Annotated in this window: 7 protein-coding genes; 2 read left to right on the top strand and 5 right to left on the bottom strand. The window is 65.4% G+C overall.

Going from position 1 to position 20,137, the window contains the following annotated elements:
* Positions 1-32: 32 nt before the first annotated feature.
* The 4 genes from ACKTEK_RS02905 to ACKTEK_RS02890 all read right to left on the bottom strand — a co-directional run bounded on the left by ACKTEK_RS02905 (position 33) and on the right by ACKTEK_RS02890 (position 6,821).
* Positions 33-1,679: a thiamine pyrophosphate-binding protein gene (locus tag ACKTEK_RS02905; RefSeq protein WP_409163734.1), complete on the bottom strand. Its 1,647-nt coding sequence runs from the start codon at positions 1,677-1,679 to the stop codon at positions 33-35.
* A gap of 78 nt (positions 1,680-1,757) precedes the next feature.
* Positions 1,758-3,077: an HlyD family type I secretion periplasmic adaptor subunit gene (locus ACKTEK_RS02900; protein WP_409163733.1), complete on the bottom strand. Its 1,320-nt coding sequence runs from the start codon at positions 3,075-3,077 to the stop codon at positions 1,758-1,760.
* A complete protein-coding gene (locus ACKTEK_RS02895; protein WP_409163732.1) occupies positions 3,074-5,302 on the bottom strand; it encodes a type I secretion system permease/ATPase in 2,229 nt (742 codons plus the stop codon). The genes ACKTEK_RS02900 and ACKTEK_RS02895 overlap by 4 nt, the downstream gene beginning before the upstream one ends.
* Before the next feature lie 130 nt (positions 5,303-5,432).
* Positions 5,433-6,821: a TolC family outer membrane protein gene (locus ACKTEK_RS02890; protein ID WP_409163731.1), complete on the bottom strand. Its 1,389-nt coding sequence runs from the start codon at positions 6,819-6,821 to the stop codon at positions 5,433-5,435.
* 519 nt (positions 6,822-7,340) lie between these two features.
* Here ACKTEK_RS02890 and ACKTEK_RS02885 point away from each other — a divergent pair.
* Complete coding sequence (locus ACKTEK_RS02885) at positions 7,341-17,534, top strand: LamG-like jellyroll fold domain-containing protein (protein WP_409163730.1); 10,194 nt, start codon at positions 7,341-7,343, stop codon at positions 17,532-17,534.
* Positions 17,535-17,566: 32 nt separating this feature from the next.
* On the top strand, positions 17,567-19,795 hold the full coding sequence (locus tag ACKTEK_RS02880; RefSeq protein WP_409163729.1) for a CHASE2 domain-containing protein: 2,229 nt from the start codon (positions 17,567-17,569) through the stop codon (positions 19,793-19,795).
* Between the two features lie 9 nt (positions 19,796-19,804).
* On the opposite strand, the gene ACKTEK_RS02875 is transcribed toward ACKTEK_RS02880, so the two are convergent.
* On the bottom strand, positions 19,805-20,101 hold the full coding sequence (locus tag ACKTEK_RS02875; protein ID WP_409163728.1) for a TM2 domain-containing protein: 297 nt from the start codon (positions 20,099-20,101) through the stop codon (positions 19,805-19,807).
* Positions 20,102-20,137: the final 36 nt, after the last annotated feature.

The following is a 20,137-nucleotide window of genomic DNA, read 5'->3' as shown; positions in this document are numbered from 1 at the left end:
GGAGAATAGCACGGGTTGCAGGCGCGCGAAGACTATCCGGAAAGTTGCATCGTCGGCGTGACGTCGCGCGGGTCGAGCAGCAGGTGGATGACGCAAACGCCCGACTTCGTCTGGGCTTCCGCGAGTGCTGCGGGAAACTCGCCGTCATTGGCGACCGTCATGGCGGTGATGCCATAGGACCGGGCGAGTGCTGCGAAATCCGGGTTGGCGAGGCCGGTCGCTTCCACCCGGCCCGGGAAGCGGCGCTCCTGGTGCATGCGGATGGTGCCGTACATGGTGTTGTCGCAGATGATGAGCGTCAGGTTTGCCTGCGCCTGCACGGCGGTGCCGAGTTCCTGCATCGTCATCTGGAAGCAGCCATCGCCCGCAAGGCAGACCACGGGGCGCGAGGGTTCGCGCAGGGACGCCGCGATGGCCGCCGGCAGGCCGTAGCCCATGGAGCCGGAGGTCGGCGCAAGCTGCGAAAGATGCGCGCGGTATCGATAAAACCGGTGCAGCCAGATCGCGTAGTTGCCCGCACCGTTGGTGATGACGCAGTCGCGCGGCAGCGCCTCGCGCAAATGCGAGACCGTCGCCGACATGGTGACCTGCCCCACGCCTGCGGGCGGCTTCTCGCTCCAGGCGCGGTAATTCTCGTTCAGCTGGGCGGTGCGCTTCGCCCACGGCCAGTGCGCGCCAGAAACCTGCCGGGGCGAGGCCTCGATCATCGCCGAGAGAAACGTGCCGGGCGTCGCGTTGATCGCCAGTTCCGGCACGTAGATGCGGCCAAGCTCCTCCGGTCCGGGATGGACGTGAAGAAGCTGCTGTCGGGGGTCGGGAATGGCGAACAGTTCAAAACCCTGGCTCGGGTTTTCCGAAAAGCGCGCGCCCAGCAGCAGCACGAGGTCGGAGCGCTCGATGGCGTCGCGCAACTTCGGGTTGATGCCAAGCCCGACATCGCCGGCATAGTTCGGGTGGTCGGCACGAAACAGCGACTGGCGGCGGAACGAACATGCAACGGGCAGGTCCCACCGCTCGGCGAATTCCGCAAGACGCTGCGTGTCGGCCGCACTCCAGCGCGAACCGCCGACGATCAGGATGGGGCGTTCCGCCTGCTCCAGCATCACCAGCGCGCGGGCCACATCCGGGCGCGCCGGAGCTGGGCTTGCGACCTCGACGCGGGGACCGGCCACCCGGTCGACCTCGTCGCGCAGCATGTCTTCCGGCAGCGCGATCACGACCGGTCCCGGCCGCCCGGACATGGCGACGTGCCACGCGTGGGAGATGATTTCGGGGATGCGCTCGGGGCGGTCGATCTGCGTCACCCACTTGGCCATGGAGCCGTAGAAGGCGCGGTAGTCGACCTCTTGAAAGGCCTCGCGGCCATCCATGTCGCGGCCGATCTGCCCGACGAGCAGCACCATCGGCGTTGAATCCTGTGCCGCCACGTGCACGCCGGAGGAGGCATTCGTCGCGCCGGGGCCACGCGTGACCATGGCGACGCCGGGCCGGCCCGTCAGCTTGCCGTCGGCTTCCGCCATCATGGCCGCGCCGCCCTCCTGCCGGGCCACGACGACGTCGATGCCGGACTCGTGCAGCCCGTCGAGAACTTCCAGGTAGCTTTCGCCGGGCACACAGAAGACGCGGTCCACGCCCTGCGCGCGCAGGCAATCGACGATGAGATGTCCGGCAGATTTCATGGCTGGAACGCCCTCCCCTGTTTCCGCCATCTCTAGCCCAGCAGGCCTGATTTCGGAACCACGGAAACGGGATACGGCTCAGCGCTCGCGTAGGGCCTCGTCGCGGATCTTGAGGACCGGCTTCATCACGTAGTCCCACACGGTCTTGGAGCCGGTCTGGATATCGACGGATGCCACCATGCCGGGGATGATCTCCAGCTGCCGCCCGTTGCGGGTCAGGCCGTTTTCATCTGTCTTGAGGATCACGCGGTAGAAGGTGTTGCCGCGCTCGTCGCTCTGGGTATCGGCGCCGATGCGCTCGACCTTGCCGGCCAGATCGCCATAGACGGAATAGTCGTAGGCCGTGAGCTTGATGCTGGCATCCTGTCCGGGATGGATGAAAGCGACGTCCTGCGGGCGGATCTGCGCCTCCACGAGAAGAGCATCATCCAGCGGCACGATCTCGACGATGTCCACCGCCGGCTGCACCACCGCGCCGATGGAGGAGACATTGATTTTGTTGACGATGCCGCGCACCGGCGCAGCCAGTTGCGTGCGGCGCACGAGGTCTGCGGCGGCGACTTCGGATTCTTCCAAAATCGAGCGCTCGCCGATCACCTTGGCGAGCCGTTCGCGCGCCTCGGCGCGGAAGCGGGCGGCGACGGTTTCCAGCCGCGTTTCGCTCTCGGAAATGGCGGCCTCGGCGCGTGGCAGCGAGGCTTCCAGCACCGCGAGGCTACCCTCGGCCTCAGCATGCTGGCGCTGGAGGCGCAGCAGGTCGACTTCCGGCACCACGCCACGGCTCGACAGGCGGCTGGTCAGTTCCAGCTCGCGCTGGAGCGGGGCGAGCGTCGCCTTCAGCTTGGCCTGCGTCGCCTGCATCTCCGTTAGTTCCTGCCGGCGCTGGAGCAATTGCTGGTTAAGGATGTCGCGTTCGCCGCGCAGCTGGGTCCGGCGGGCGGCGAAGGCATCCTGCTGGGCTGCGACCTCGCGCGGGGCGGCCTCGCGCAGTTCGTCGGGAAAGGTGACCTCGTCCTCGCCATGCGCTTCCGCAGTTAGGCGGATGATCTCCGCTTCGACCGCGTTCTTGCGCGAGCGCAACTCGCCAAGCCGCGAAGCCAGGCTCGTGTCGTCGACCTCGATCAGCACCTGTCCGGCCTCGACGATATCGCCTTCCGAGACCATGATCTCGCGAACGATGCCGCCTTCCAGCGTCTGCACGACCTGCACCTGTGATGACGGGATGATGCGGCCCTGCCCGGTGGTGACTTCCTCCACCACCGCGACATTGGCCCACGCGACGGCAGCGGCGATCAGCAAGGCGATAACCAGAAGCTGCGTCCAGGCCCGGTCGCCGCGCCGTGACTTCATCGCCGCGCGAACGTCGTTGGCGTAGGCGAAATCCTCGCGCGCGCTCATGGATTGCCTGCCCCAACCGGCGCCTTGCGCTTGGTTTCGTTCTGGCGCTTGGCGGCCTGGTCTCTCAGCAATGCAATCACCTCGTCACGGGGTCCGTCGGCGACGATCTTGCCCTGCTCCAGCAGCACGACGCGATCGACGATCGAAAGCAATGCGCCGGAATGTGTGCAAACGATGAGCGTGCGGCCGGTGTCTGCGATTTTCTTCAATTCGTTGACGAGCGCCTGCTCGGCAGACGTATCCAGCGCAGAAGACGGTTCATCGAGAAACAGCACCGCCGGGTCGCGGATCAGCACCCGCGCCATGGCGACCGCCTGCTTCTGGCCGCCGGACAACCCCAGCCCGCGCTCGCCGATGGGCATCATCAACCCCAACGGATGGGCGGAGGAGAAGCGGTCGATGCCGGTCAGCTGCACCACGTTGGCGATTTCCTCGTCGCTCGCCTGCGGGCGGCCCATGACGATGTTATCGCGCAGCGTGCCGGAGAAGAGTTCCGCCGACTGTCCGACATAACCGACGATGGACCGCAGGTCGGCGGGGTTGTGGGCGCGGGTATCGCTGCCGCCGACGATGACGGAGCCTTCGGTCGGCTCGTAGAAGCCGCAGAACAGCTTGCCGATGGTGCTCTTGCCCGAGCCGATGCGCCCGATGATGGCCATGCGCTCGCCCGGCTGGATCTTGAGGTTCAGGTCGCGCAGGGCCGGTGCGGCGGCACCGGGATAGGCAAAGGCCACGTCGCGCAGTTCCACTGCCGTATCGCCGTCCTGGCGCGCCTGCGCGCGTCCGGCATTTTCGGTCGGCAGCTTCATCACCTTGTTGAGGCTGCGCAGGGCGGAGAGGCCCTGCTGCGCGCGCACCAGCGTCATGGCGATGTTGGCGAGCGGGCCGAGTACACGGCCGGCGAGAATGTTCGTCGCGATCAGCGCGCCGACCGTGATCTCGCCATCGGCGACGAGGAACACGCCCCACACGATGATGAGGATGCCGACCGACTGCTGCACGAGCGTGGTGAGGTGCATGACCAGCGCCGACCACATGCGGATCGAGGCGCCGGCGCGCGCGCTGCCGGCGACGGCATCCTCCCAGCGCCGCTGCATGACGCCCTCGGCATTGGCGGCGCGGATCGCCTCCACCCCTGTCAGGCTTTCCACCAGCACGCCGTGGCGGCGGTTGCTCTCGTCCTGTGTCAGCGCGATGGCGCGGGCCAGCGGAATGCGGATCAGCAGCGTCAGCACCAGCACCACCGGGATGGCGAGGATCGGCACCCACGCGATCGGCCCGACGATGGTCCAGATGGCGAAGACGAAGATGCCGATAAATAAGAAGTCGGTGATCGCGATGACGGTCTGCGAGGTGAACACCTCGCGCACCGTGTCGAACTCGCGGACCTGGCTTGCCAGCACGCCGGCACCGGCGCGGTGCTCGCTCATGCGCAGCCGCATGAGGTTGTCGAACAGGTGCGCGGCAAGCCCCATGTCGAGGCGGCGGCCCGCGCGGTCCAGCACGGAGGCGCGCACCTGCCGCAGCAGCAGGTCGAACACGAGCGCGATGACGACACCGCCGGACAGGGCAAACAGCGTCGGAATTGCGAGGTTCGGGATCACGCGGTCGTAGACGTTCATGATGAAGAACGGCACGGCGAGGCCGAGCAGGTTCACCATCAGCGCGGCGAAGACGACCTGCAGCCACGATCCCCACGCCTGGCGCACGGGGGCGAAGAACCAGTGTCCGCGCCGCTGGGCCGGGTCGGTGTCGGTGTAGAAACTCTCGCCGTGCGGGGCGGATTCCGGCGTGATGTAGATCACCGCGCCGATGGTGGCGGCAGCGAGCTTTTTCACATCGACGGTGCGTTCGCGCTCGCCGTTTTCAGGGTAATAGACCTTGGCGCGGCGGCGGCGCTTGTCGAAGGCGGTCACCACGCAGGCTTCACCATCCTGAAGCAGGACGATGGCCGGAAGCACCATGTCGGGGATCTTGTAGATGCTGCGCGCGACGGTGCGCGCGGAAAAGCCGAAGCGGGCAGCAGCACGGGGGAAGCTCGCCTCGTCTAAGCGGCCATTCTCCAGCGGCAGGCCGGAGAGCGCGCCGGCTGGCGAGAACGGCATACCAAAGCGCCGTGCGACGAAGGCGAGGCAATCGAGCAGCGGGTCTGCGACCGCGCCGGCGCGGTTCTCCGCGACGGCATCGTCCGCGTCCCGATCATCACTGTGAACCTTGGCGTCCACGAAAGCGCCCACCCCCTGCATGCGCGACAGCGGAACCGGTCCGGTGACGCCGCGCGCACTCTCTTCAAGCCACAATGGCACAGGCGCGCGGGAAAATCCCCTGCGCGGCACGTCCGACATGCGCCAAGGGTTACTGGCGCAGCGGCTCGATGTTGATGTGGAAAAGGCTCTCGCGCGACTGCTGCAGGTGGTCGGCCAGCGCTTCAGGCGGCGGCGCGACACCAAGCGTGCTCAGCAGGCGGCCCATGTGGGCGAGCAACTGGTAGGCGGCGAAATAACGAACCGCCGCAGCGCTCTGGTACTGGAACTCGGCGTTGAAGCGGCTGTTCTCGCCGTCCAGCAGGTCTAGCAGGCTGCGCTTTCCGAGCTGGTATTCCTCGCGGTAGGCGGTGACGGTGCGGTTGTTGGCCTGCACCTGCTCCTGCAGCGAGGCGACACGTGTGCCCCCGGTGACATAGCCGGCGAAGGCACGCTCAATGGCTTCGGCAATCTCGCGGGTGCGGGCGTCGGCCTCAAGCTGGTGCTGGGTCACGCGCTCGCTCAGCGCACGCTCGCGGTTGCGGCGGATGTGACCGTCGAAGATGCTCCAGTTGAGCGTCACCTGGCCGGTCACGTCGAGGTTGCGGCCGTCGATGCCGTTGACGTTCTCGCCATAGGTCGCGAGGCCCTCCAGCGCGATGGTCGGAAGCATCGTGCCCTTGGCCTTTTCCAGTTCGAACTGGGTCGCCTCGGCACGGATGCGCGCCGCCTCGATCGCGGGATTGTTGCTGACGCCGATCTCGACCGCCACGCGGGCGGACGGCGGCAGGTTGGCGGGGAACGGCACCGGCGAGGTGCGGCCCGGATGGATGCCGATCACGCGCTTGAACTTGGCGCGGGCATCCAGAAACGCCTTCTCGACCTGCGCGCGCACCGCGTTGGCGGCGGCGACCCGCTCGATCGCCTGGTTGCCGTCGGAATCCGGGGCCTTGCCGCCGGAGACGAGTTCCTGCACCAGCCCGCGAATCTCGATGTGGCGATCCACGTTGGCGCGCGCCAGCGCCAGCAACATCGCGTGGCGGCGATAGTCGATATAGGCCTCGACGGCATCGAGCGCGAGAAGCTCTGCGGTGGACAGCACGCGGATGGCGGCGGAATCGAGGACCGCGGCAGCCCGGTAGATTTCATTGGCGCGCTGGTGGCCGTTGAACAGCACCTGGCGCACCGACAGCGTCGCCTGGCGGCGGGGGCGCCATTTCTGGTTGTCTTCCGCATCAAGGCTGTTGGGACGGTCGACATATTGCTGACCGGCATCGGCCGACAGGCCGACGGTGGGATAGAGCGCGCCTTGCGAAACCTTCAACTCGTAGCCGGACGCCCGGCGACCGGCCCGCGCGGCATTGACGGTGGGATGGGTCATCACCGCCTGCGACACGGCTTCCTTCAGGCTCATGGAGAGTGCCGGCGTGGACGTCGCCGGTGCGAGCGCGATGAAGAGAGAAGCTGAAACGAGGGCGCACGCGACACGCGCGACAGCCATGCGGGCAGTCAATCGAGGCGCGGCCAAGCGTTTCGCGGCCCGGCAAACAGCCCGGCCCCAGGCGCATTCCGCCTTGGTCTTGGACACACCCACTCGTCTACGCCCCCACGGCATTGACCGCCCTTTTGCACGTCGTTTTTGACGCTGCGGCGATTCTCGCGCATACGCTGCGCTGCGATAAAATCGCTAACAAAGTACTACCATGCGATCCAGCCTATGGGCTATAAACAGTCTGCCTGCCGTTACGGAATTTAAATTGCGTGGCAAAAATGTCGCGTCCACGGTGGCTCAGGGCCCACGCAGGATGCGAATGCCCGAAAAATAAGCGGAATGACGGAAGGTTAGTTTTCGGTCTTGATTCCGCCATCCGGTGTGGGCACGTACCAACCGGATATGTGAAATGCACCCGGCAGAAGGTGTGCCTCGCCAGAGAATTGCCCAAGCCCTCCAAGGGGTTGGCTTGCGGCAAGACAGGGAACAGGCCGGCCCTGCCGGTCGCAGTGCGTTGGGACGAACCAGATGGTTGCACGGCCTCACTCCACCGACCTTTCCGCCGGCGGCGCGCCGCAAGGCTCCAGTGGCCCACTCCACACGGTCGAGATCGCCGATGGCGCGGCACACCTGTCTGCAGGCATCGCGCTGGCCCACGCAGAATTCGACCGGGACGGCGCGGACCTGTCCATCACCCTTCAGGACGGCAGCACGTTCATCGTCGAAGGCTATTTTCTCGCCGCCACCAAACCGATTCTGATCGGCACCGAAGGCGTGTCGCTGCGCCCCGAACTGGTGAGCGCACTGGCGCAGGCCGGCGGCGGCCTGCAACTGGCGCAGGCCCAGATGGGCCGCGACGTGACGCCGGGTTCGGAAGCCATCGGCAAGGTGGTGACGGCCAAGGGTGCCGTCACGGTGCAGCACCCGGACGGAACCACCGACACGCTCGCCGAAGGTGACCCGGTCTACATCTATGACGTGATCATCACCGGGGCGGGTTCGGAAGTCGCGATCGCGTTCACCGACGAAAGCCTGCTGTCGCTCTCCGAAAACGCGCGGATGACGCTCGACCGCTACATCTACAACCCGGACGGGCAGGAATCGAACATGCTCGTCGGCCTGCTTCAGGGCACGCTGGCGGTGGTTTCCGGGCAGATCGCGCCCAATGGCGACATGGAGGTTTCCACCCCGGTCGCCACGCTCGGCATTCGCGGAACGTCCGCCGTCATCCAGCTTGAGAATGTCAGCCTGCGCGTCGCGCTGGTCACCGACGTCAAGGACGGTCAGGGCGGCCTGATCCAGATTTACAACAACGTGACGAACGAACTGGTCCTGTCGCTGACGGAAAGCCAGATCGGCCAGATTGCGACCCTGCTCAGCGGGTCGGAGGACTTCTCTCTCACGGTGCTGACGGCGGCGGAGCAGCAGCTCATCTCGCAGACCGTGAGTTCGCTGACCACCAGCTACAACCAGGCGCAGAACCAGCCGGACGCGAACGCGACGCCTGGCAGCGGCAGCGGCGACCCCAACGGCATCAACACCGATGGCGGTCTTGGGGGAGATGGCGGGAACGGCGGTCCGGACGACGGTGATGGCGGCCCCGGCGGCGGAACGGAGGAAGATGGCGGCGGCGAAGAGGGCGCGGCACTGCCTGCCCCGCAGCTGACCCTGCCCGCCCCGCCGACGATCCTGGAAGATACCCCGATCAGCTTCACGGGCATCTCGGTCACCGGACCCAGCTCCGTGACGATGACCATCACGACCGACGGCACTTTCACGCTCGGGTCCATTGCGCAGCTGCAATTCATCACCATCGACGGCGTCGCGGTGACGCCCGGCACGGTGATCCTGTCGACCCAGTCGTTCAACAGCGTCACGTTTTCCGGCCCGACGCCTGCTGTGCGCGCGGCGCTCAACGGGCTTGAATACACACCGGTCCTGAATAACGACACGGACGGGTTGATCACGTTCGAGGCATCCGGCAACGGGCAGGCGGTCAGCGGCGAGATCCCCATCGACATCACGCCGGTGAACGACAACCCGGAGACGAACGACTCCCCGACCGCCACGGCGGGCGCGACCCTCGACTACACCGAGAACGATCCGGCGAGCGTCATCGACAACACGATCACCGTGACCGACGTCGACAACCCTGTCATCGACGAGGCGCGCGTCCAGATCACGTCGAACTACGTGCAGGGCGAGGACGTCCTCAACTATACCTACCAGGCGAGCATCGGCGGGCACGACACGTCGGGCATCACTGCGAGCTTCGATGCGCCGACCGGCGCGCTGACGCTGAGCGGTACCGGCACGCTGGCGGCCTACCAGGCTGCGCTGCGTTCGGTGACATACGAGAACACGTCCGACGACCCGAGCGATGCGCAGCGAACCGTGACGATCATCGTCAATGACGGCGAGCCGATCGTCGACCCGATCCAGCTCGACAGCGCGGCGGTGACGAGCTTCATCAATGTGACGCCGGTGAACGATGCGCCAGTCGCGAGTGGCGGGGCGACGCTCGGCTACACCGAGAACGATGCGGCCACGGCAATCGACAGCACCATCACGCTGAGCGACGTGGACAACACGACGCTTGCCACCGCCTCCGTGCAGATCACCGCCAACTACGTGCAGGGCGAGGATATTCTCGGCTTTGTCGACACCGCCAACATCACCGGTTCGTTCGATGCGCTGACCGGCACGCTGATGCTGACGGGTACGAATGCGAGCGTTGCAGACTTCCAAGCCGCGCTGCGCGCCGTGACCTACGAGAACACCTCCGAAGACCCGAGTGCTGCACCGCGCACCGTGTCCTTCACCGTCAATGACGGCGAAACGGAATACGGGCCGGCGCTCGACAGCAACACCATCACCTCGACCGTCAACGTGACTCCGGTGAACGATGCACCGGTCGCCAGTGGTGGCGCGACGCTCGGCTACACCGAGAACGATGCGGCCACGGCAATCGACAGCACCATCACGCTGAGCGACGTGGACAACACGACGCTAGCCACCGCCTCCGTGCAGATCACCGCCAACTACGTGCAGGGCGAGGATATTCTCGGCTTTGTCGACACCGCCAACATCACAGGCTTGTTCGATGCGCTGACCGGCACCCTGACGCTGACCGGCACCAATGCGACGGTCGCCGATTTCCAGGCCGCGCTGCGGACGGTGACCTACGAGAACACCTCGGACGACCCGAGTGCGGATTCGCGCAGCGTGTCGTTCTCGGTCAATGACGGTGCAACGGTCGCGCCGACCGGCCTCGACAGCAACGCGGTGGTCTCGACCGTCAACGTCACGCCGGTGAACGACGGCCCCACATTCCTCGGCGCAGAGTCTGCCGGTGTCACAGCCGTGAATTCCGGCGCGCTCGATGCAGGCCCGGTGGTGTTCGGGTCTGGCAACGGATTTACCTCGCAGACCATTTCCGGCTTCCAAGCCGGCGATGTCGTCGAATTCGACATTACCGCGCTGCCCCAGGGCGGATTCACCTTCACCCTGCTGGATGGCGCCAACGGCTCGCTCGCGCCCTTCGACGGCGTCATCATGCGGATCGCGCCCAGCAGCTACCCCGACCAGATCATCGACAGCTACACGGTGACGGGGGGCGATGACACGTCGCTGCGCTACAACATCTACGCGTCATTCGGCGGCAATCCGGGATACGAGGTCACGGTCACGGCAAGTTCTGTCGGCCTCACGCTCGATGAAGACACGAGTGCATTGTTCACGGGACTCTCGGTCGCCGATGTCGATGCGGGCACCGACCCGATCCTGATGACACTTACCGTCACCTATGGTGCCTTGGCCTTTACCGGTGCAACGACCGGCCTGACCTTCACCGACAGTGACGGGAGCGACGGCACGCTCGCCTTCTCCGGATCGCAGGACGACATCAACACCGCTCTGGACAACCTTCAATACACCCCGGACGGCAACTACAGCGGCACGGACGCGCTTGATGTCACGCTCGACGATCAGGGCGCATCGGGCAGCGGCGGCGCGCAGACCGAGACCGCCACCGTCGGGATCGCCATCGATGCAGTCGCCGACGCGCCGACCGCCTCGATCGTGTCGGATGACGGATCGACCGTGCCGAGCGACACCCCGATCAACCTGACCGTCAGTTCCGCCCTGACCGATACCGATGGATCGGAGACGCTGGACCTCGCGCTCAGCGGCCTGCCCAACGGCTTCACCGTAGGCGACGGCACGAACCTCGCCACGTCCGACGGCACCAATCCGGTCGATATCACCGGGTTCACGCTGGCCAATCTCGTCCTCACGCCGACCAGCGGGTTCACCGGCGCGCTGTCGCTCAGCCTCACCGCGACCGCGACAGAGGACCAGGGCGACACGGCGCAGACGATCGAGACGCTCAACCTCGACGTGATCTCTTCGGGGTCCGTTCTCGGCCTGTGGCTGTTCGACGATACGACCGACAGTTCCGGCAACAGCCGTGACCTGACACTCAACGGCGGCACGCAGCCGGTGGTCAACAGCACCGGGCTCGTGGACGGAGGCATGTCTCTGGACGGCAGCCTCGGCAGTTCGGCGACCGTCAACAGCAACAACTCGGTGTTCGATTTCGGCGCCAACGACTTCACATTGCAGGTCTGGGTGAACCTCGACGCGTTCAACACCGCAGGCGGCACAGGAACCGGCTACGGCGAGCAGGTGCTCGCTGAAAAGCTAGACGGTGACGGATCGCCCGGCGACTTCGGATGGACGCTGACCTATTTCGGCGATTCCATCGTCTTCGGCGGCAACTTCGATACGGGCACGCCCTTCGGCTTCCAGGCCGCGACCGATCCGAACCTGGCCATTGGCCAGTGGCAGCAATTCGTCGTCACCCGCGATGGCGATACCTTCGAAATCTTCCAGAACGGGGCCTCCCTCGGCACGTTCACGAGCACGGAAGCGATCGGCACGTCTGTCAATCCGCTGCACATCGGCGCGCGCAATGGCGGCGACGGGCGCAACTTCACCGTCGACGGCACCATCGACAACGTCGCGATCTATGACGGCGCATGGACCGCGACCGATGTCGAGAACCAGTGGAACGGCGGCGCGGGCAATGAAGTGTTCCCCGGCAACCCGCTGAATGCTCCCGTGTTGAGCGCGGGCGCGACGCTGGCCTATTCCGAGAACGATGCGCCGGCTGCGATCGATTCCACGATCACGGTCAACGATCCCGACGACACGAACATCGAAAGCGCGACCGTCTCGATCACCGGCGGCTTCGTCACCGGCGAGGACGTGCTCGGTTTCACCGACACGGCCAACATCACAGGCAGCTACAACGCGACCACCGGCGTGCTGACGCTGACCGGCAGCGACACGCTGGCGAACTACCAGGCCGCGTTGCGCGCGGTCACCTACGAGAACACATCCGACACGCCGGATGGGACGAGCCGCACGGTGACGTTCCTCGTCAATGACGGCGACCGCGACGGGCTTGGCGTGACCAGCACCGTGGACGTGACGCCGGTGAACGACGACCCCGTCATCGAACTGACCAGTGACTTCACCGGCAGCGATGCCGAGACCGACGCGCCCGGCGACACGGTGGATGCGACCGGCACATTCGTGACGTCCGATGCCGACACCGACGAGACCGCCCATACGCTGAGCGTGCTCAACGTGGTGCGCGGCGGCACGACGGCGGGCCTGTCCGGCGTCGACGACAACACGCTGAAATCCATGCTGAGCTTCAGCGGGCAGACGGGATCGCCTGCGGCCTTTTCCACCACGTGGATATTCACCGCAGCCGCCGCGCTGTTCACCTACCTGGAGGCTGGCCAGTCGGTCACGCTTGCGTACGAGGTGCAGGCGGAGGACGGTGCCAGCGGCACCGACAACGACACGATCACCATCACGATCAACGGCACCGCAAACGGCGTCGAGGCGATCACCGACACTGCGCAGGTTTCGCTCGGCGACAAGGGCAGCGTGGACGTGCTGGCCAACGATGTCGGCACCGGTGTCGCGTTCTCCTTCACCAGTGATATCCGCTTCTGGAGCGAGAACGGGAACCTCGTCGAGATCGACGCGACGACTGGCGATGCGACCTACAGCGCGCTCCACGACGGTCCGGGCACGGATCTCATTTCCTACGCCGTGACCAACGCCGCGGGTGACGAGGATTCCGGCGTTGCAGCGATCACCGTGGAGCCGGGCGCGTTCAGCAATTTCGACCTGTCCGGCACGACGGGCGATGACGTGCTGATCGGCAATGGCGGCTACAACGACATTACCGGCAGCGACGGTCGCGACCTGATCTGGGGCGGCGGCACGCCGTTTGGCGACTTCGGCGCACAGCGCGAACTGCTGGCCGGCGAAGGCGGGGACGACGCCATCGTCTCGCCGCGCGGCAGCGTGCTCATGGTCGGCGGCGCGGGCGACGACAGCATGATCGCCGGCGGCGAAGGCTCATGGTCCGATTTCGCGCTGGTCAGCTATCAGAGTTCCTCGCTCGGCATCCTCGCCAACCTGTCCGACCCGTTCGTCGGCTCGGCGCAGACGCTCGCCTCGACGCAGGTCGAAGCCGGAACCATCCATGACGGCCTAGGCGGCGTGGACTTCGTCGCCGGTGTCCACGGCCTGATCGACAGCGTCAACGACGACGTGATCTACGTCGCCGCGGACTATACCAACAGCTTCGGCAACTGGTTCGAGGTGCGCCTGACGGCGGGCGACGACACGGTGACGTTTGAATCCGGCGTGACGGGCCGCATCCGCTACACCTCGGCCGGGTCCGGCACCGGCAATGCCGGCGTCCACGCGGATCTTTCCACCAGCACCGCGACCGGGCTGACGAGCAGCAACCACATTGCCGGCAACACGCTGGTCACCGTTGGCGATCTCGACACCGATTTCAGCCACATCGGAAACGACACGTTTACCGGTGCACAGCGACTTGTCGGCAGCAATTTCGACGACCAGCTGCTCGGGGACGCCAACAACAACCGGCTGCGCGGCGCTTCGGGAGACGACTATCTCGACGGCGCCGGCGGTAGCGGCGACCGCGCGGAATACACGTCCGCGGCCTCGGGCGTGACGGTCGACCTATCTGCCAACGCGGCCAGCGACGATGGCGATGGGGGACAGGACATTCTGCTCAACATCGAGCAGGTCTCCGGGAGCCTGCATGACGATGTCATCACCGGCGACAGCAACAACAACACCCTGATCGGCCTTGCCGGTGGCGACGAAATCCATGGCGGCGACGGCGCGGACACGATCATCGGCGACAACGAGGACGCCGATTTCAACGACGGCGGCTTCGGCGGAAACGACCGTCTGTTCGGTGACGGGGGCAACGACACGATCCGCGGTGGCGACGGCCACGATGAAATCCATGGTGGCGACAACGACGACACCCTGATCGGCGGTTCGGGCAGCGACCGCATCTATGGTGACGCGGGCAACGACACCCTCTACAGCGGCAGCAACGAGAGCGGCAGCGGGCCTGCCTCGCGCATCGACGAATGGATCGCGGGACCGGAACTGCTGGATGGCGGCACCGGTGACGACAACTTCCACTACGAGGGCGGCAACGTCATCATGACCGGTGGCGCGGGCGTCGACATCTTCTTCGACGACCGGCCCGCCGACGAGGGGTACGACCGCTCCATCGTCAGCTATCAGGATGACCCCGCCGGCATCTTTGCGCGGGTCAGTTCCGGGTCAAGCAACTTTGGCACTGCACTTGGCTTCTTCCTGCAGGAGGAGCGCGTTTTGGATGGCTTCGGCGACCAGGACGCACTTGCGGGCATCCCCGACATGGTCCTCGACAGCCAGTTCGACGACATGTTCGAGGTCGGGTTCGATGACGTAACCATCGGGCTCACCGGCGGACAGGACTCGCTGACCGTGGTCAACAGCGCGATGAACATCACGGTCTCTTACGAGTTCCACGACCAGGGCGTGACCGTCGATCTGCTGGCTGTCACCGGTAGCGACACCGGTAACACCGCCGCAACCGCCGACGCGCTGAGCGGCGTCCACAACGCGACCGGCACGCACATGGCCGACAGCCTGACGGGCGACAATGGTGACAACGTCCTGCAGGGTCTCGGCGGCGATGACACACTGGATGGCGGCGCCGGCACGCTGGACGTCGCAAGCTACGAATATTCGACAGGCTCCGTGGTCGCCGATCTATCGACCAGCAGCGCCAGCGACGGGTTCGGTGGCACCGACACGCTGACGAACATCGAAGGCCTCTTCGGCTCGCACTTCGACGACACCCTGACCGGCGATGGCAACGCCAATACCATCGTGGGGTCCGGCGGCGATGACGTGATCGACGGCGGCAGCAACGACGACACGCTTCTGGGCGATGGCCTGGGCACCTTCCGCGGCAGCGACACGATCTATGGCGGCGATGGCAACGACAACATCGACACCGGCGGCACGGAAGCCCTGTGGGACGCCATCGACCTTGCCTATGGCGGGACCGGCAACGACACGATCATCGCGTCGGGCGGCTTCGTGCGCGCGCAGGGCGGGTCCGGGGCCGACACGTTCGTCTACACCGACAGCGAAACCCTCACCGGTTCGGAGAACTGGTTCGACGGGTTCCAGCTGGACTACCGCGACCAGACGCAAGCGATCGTCGCGAACCTGACCACAAGCAATCAGGGATCGGTCAATGCCGGCGTCAACGGTGGCACGGCCGAGACGAGCCTCTTCCACATCCAGAACGGTGGTGTGAACCTAGATCAGGCAACAAACTTCTCGACCATCATCGACAGCGACTACGACGACCAGTTCTTCATCGACAACACGTTCTCGGGTCTCTACGGCAATTCCATCGACCTGCGGCTGTCAGGTGGCGACGACACGGTGAGCATTTCCGGCGGCGCGTTCGTTTCGATCCGCTACCAGTTCGCCGATCATGGCGGCGACGGCACCACGGGCATCCACGGCGATCTCGATGCGGGCGCGGCCGTCGGGCTGGTTGATAGCCTCATCGACAGCAACAACTCGCTGTTCACCACCGCGCTGACGTCCAACTTCAACATTTCCACCGACAACGACATTTTCGGCGAAAGCGGCGTGGATTTCTTCCTCGGCGCAACCCGCCTCGCCGGCTCGCAGTACAACGACCAGTTGCTCGGCTCGTCCGGCAACGACCGGTTCCGCGGGCTTGGCGGCAACGACTTCATCGACGGCAGGGGCGGCATCGACCGCATCGAGTTCACCTCCTCCAGCAACGGCGTCGACGTGGACCTGTCGACCGGCACGGTTGCCGACGACGGCGACGGCGGCACCGACCAGGTGCGCAACATCGAGAATGTCGTCGGCTCCATCTGGGACGACGCGATCACCGGTGACAGCGGCCACAATGAACTTTACGGCCTTGGCGGCGACGACGAGCTGTCGGGCGGCGGCGGCAACGACCTGCTGGTCGGCGATTCGCACAACCAGGCCAATGACGGCTATTTCGGTGGCAACGACATTCTCAGCGGTGGCGCGGGCAACGACGAGTTGCGCGGTGGTGACGGCGACGACCGTCTGTATGGCGGGGACGACGAGGACGTGCTCGTCGGCGGCTACGGCAACGACATTCTCAGCGGCGGCGATGGCGGTAGCAACTTCGATACCGTCAACTACTATGCCGAGACGGTGCTCTACGCCGACGTCTACCTCGATCTGCCGATCGGTAACCCGCAAGGCGTGATCGTCGATCTCGGCGCGGCCGTGGCCTACGACACGTTCGGCATGATCGACTTCCTCGTCGGGATCGAAGTGGTCTACGGCACCCAGTGGGACGATATCCTGATCGGCGGCGGCAATAACGAGTTCGAGAGCTTCCGCACCTTCTCTGGCAACGATTTCGTGGATGGCGGCACGGGGTGGGACCGGCTGGACTACGCCCAGTACGACAACATCCACTTCGTGAACATCGACATCGCGCTCGGCACCGCCGACCTGTTCCAGATGGCCAGCCCCGGCAGCGCAGTTGCGCAGACCACGTTCCAGAACATCAACGACCTGCGTGGCACCGGCGGCAACGACTCGCTGATGGGCAGCGACAACACAGGCGGTCTGGTGGAGCGGTTCGTGGGCCTTGCCGGCAACGACACGTTCGACGGGCGGGACGGCATCGACGAGGCCAGCTACCACAACGAACACAACCACGGCGGCTTCCAGGGCATCACAGTCGTCGCGGACACCGTCCCCGGCAATTTCGAGATCACCGACACGTTCGGAGACACCGATGCGGCCAACAATATCGAGAACATTCGCGGCTCGATCTTCGGCGACACGATCATCGGCAACAGTCAGGGCAACCGCCTGCGCGGCGAAGCCGGTGACGATGACATCGACGGGCTGGGTGGCGACGACACCATCCAGGGCGGCACCGGCTCCGACACGCTGACCGGCGGCACCGGCCTCGACACCTTCGCCTATGCCTCCGGCGACGTGGAGACCGGTGACGTCGACACGATCACCGATTTCGATCTCGGCGACGACATGCTGGACCTCGCAGGCCTGCTCGATGCGGCCTTCCTTCCGGGCAACACGGCGGACTACGTGCAGGCCCTACAATCGGGTGGTGACACCACCGTCAGCGTCGATTTCGACGGGACCGGATCGGCATTCGGCTTTGTCGACGTGGCAGTTCTGAGTGGTGTCAGCGCGGGCAATATCACGTTCGTCTATAACGATGCGTCCAATACGAGTACGGTCGCCATAGCTTAAAGAAGAAGACGTTCAGCCTGACCGGGGGGTTCATGTTCGGCCGTATCGTCCACGCCCTGTTCGGGCGGTCGCGCATGGTGCGCCTTGTCGGCCTGTGCCTGCTCGGGGCCATGCTGACGCTGCGCATCTGGGACCCGGTACCTGTCGAGGTGCTGCGGCTGAAGGGTTTTGACATCCTCCAGCGCATCTCGCCGAACCAGAACCCGATGCGGCCCGCCAAGATCGTCGATATCGACGAGGAATCCCTCACCGAGTACGGTCAGTGGCCGTGGCCGCGTACCATCGTCGCAAAGCTGATCGACAACATCGCCAGGGCCAATGCGCTTTCCGTCGGCGTCGACATCATCTTCGCCGAGGAAGACCGCACCTCGCCGAAAAACTTCGCGAATTTCGCCGTGGGGCTGGATGCCGGCACCAAGGCGACGCTGGAGGCGCTGCCGAGCAACGACGCGGTGCTGGCCGATGCGCTGGCGCGGGCGCGCATGGTGGTGCTGGGCCAATCGGGCTACCACCGCGACCTTGGCCGCGACCAGGGCGAGACCAAGGGGCCACCGCTGGCAACGCTGGGCGGCGACCCCAAGCCATACCTGCTGAAATATGCCGACCTCCTGCGCAACATCGACGTACTGCAGAACGCTGCGGCCAGCCGCGGCATCCTCACCACCAACCCGGACGTGGACGGAATCGTGCGCCGGGTACCGCTGGTGGTCATCGCGCGCGACACCGTCTTCCCGACATTGTCGGTGGAAATGCTGCGCGTGGTCGGCGGTTTCCGCCCGCTTGTGATCCGCACCAACGAGGCGGGCATAACGAGTGTCGGCGTCTCGGGCATCGACGTGCCGACCGACCGGCTCGGGCGGCTCTGGGTGCGCTTTTCCGAGAGCGACCCCGCCCGCTACGTTTCTGCGAAGGACATACTGGCCGGCGACCCGGAAGCCATGAAGCGCATCGAGCGTTCGGTGGTGCTGATCGGCACGTCGGCGCTGGGCCTCTACGACATCAAGGCGACGCCGCTGAACCCGGTCATGCCGGGGGTGGAGGTTCACGCGCAGCTCATCGAGAATATCATCACGCGCCAGCACATCTTCCGACCGAATTACTCCATCGCGGCCGAACTGCTGGTGGCGACGCTCGTCGGGCTGTTCGTCATCATCGCGGTGCCGATCATGCCGGCGCTCGCGACCGTCATCGCGGGCGCCCTCATCAACGGCGCGATCATCGGCGCGTCCTACTATTTCTTCGTCGAGGAATCTCTGCTGCTGGACGCGACCTTCCCTCTGATGACGGCGTTCCTCGTCTTTGGGTCACTCGTCATCTTCAACTACCTGCAGGAAGAATCGCAGCGCCGGGAAATCCGCAGCGCCTTCAGCCAGTACCTCTCGCCCGACGTGGTGGAGCAGCTTGCTTCAGACCCCTCCAAGCTGGTGCTCGGCGGTGAGACCAAGGAAATGACGATCCTGTTTTCGGACGTGCGCGGGTTCACCTCCATCTCGGAAGCCTACAAGGCCTATCCGCAAGAGCTGACACACCTCATCAACCGACTGCTGACGCCGCTATCGCAGGTCGTCGTCGACAATGGCGGCACCATCGACAAGTACATGGGCGACAACATCATGGCGTTCTGGAATGCGCCTCTCGATGACCCCGATCACGCCCGACGTTCGCTGACGGCGGCGCTGGCGATGATCGAGGCGCAACATGCGCTCAACAGGCAGCTGGAGACGGAGACCGCGCCGGACGGCAGCCCGGCCAAGCCGTTCGCCATCGGTGTCGGGCTCAACACCGGCGTCAACGTCGTCGGCAACATGGGGTCCGACCTGCGCTTCGACTACACGGTGCTGGGCGACAACGTGAACCTCGCTTCGCGGCTGGAAGGCCAGACCAAGGGCTACGGCGTCGGCATTTTGTTCGGGGCGCGCACCGCAGAACTTGCAGGCGATGACTTCGGGATCGTGGAAGTCGATCTGATCGCGGTCAAGGGCAAGGCGGAGCCGGAGCGGGTCTTCACGGTCGTTGGCGGGAAAGAGGCTGCAAACGACGCGGAATTCTGCTCGCTGAAAGCCGATCTGATGAAGATGCTGGAATGCTATCGCGCGCAGGACTGGGACGGCGCGGAAGCCGCCATCCGCGCCGCGCGCCAGCGCTCGGACGCTTTCGGGCTCAGCGGTTTCCTGAACATCTATTCCCAGCGCATCGCGGTCTTCCGCGAGGCACCGCCGCCACCGAACTGGGACGGTGTGTTCGTCGCAACGTCGAAGTAGGCGCGCGCCTCAGCGCCGTGGCAGCGCTTCGTTCCGGTAGCGGGCAACGAGGTCGCGACGGACCTCGTCGGCATCTTCCTGGATGATGCCGGGGATCAGGAACAGGTCGATGACCCACCAGATGAACCCCACCAGGATGAAGTAGCTCAGCACCTGCAGGATCGCCGAGATGGGACGGCCCAGATAGAATCGGTGCGCGGAGAAGATGCCGAGAAAGAACCACAGCAGGTAGGCCGCGCCCGCGCTCTTGCGCTCGTTGGACACGCGGCTTTCGATCAGGATTTCTTGTTCGGTGGTCAGGCTCATCGGTTCTCCGGGGGAAAATGCGTTCCCCCGACATAT

Origin of the sequence: Tepidamorphus sp. 3E244, assembly GCF_046159835.1 — a bacterium.
Taxonomy (GTDB): Bacteria; Pseudomonadota; Alphaproteobacteria; order Rhizobiales; family Tepidamorphaceae; genus JACKJK01.
This window is presented reverse-complemented; position numbering and strand designations above follow the sequence as displayed.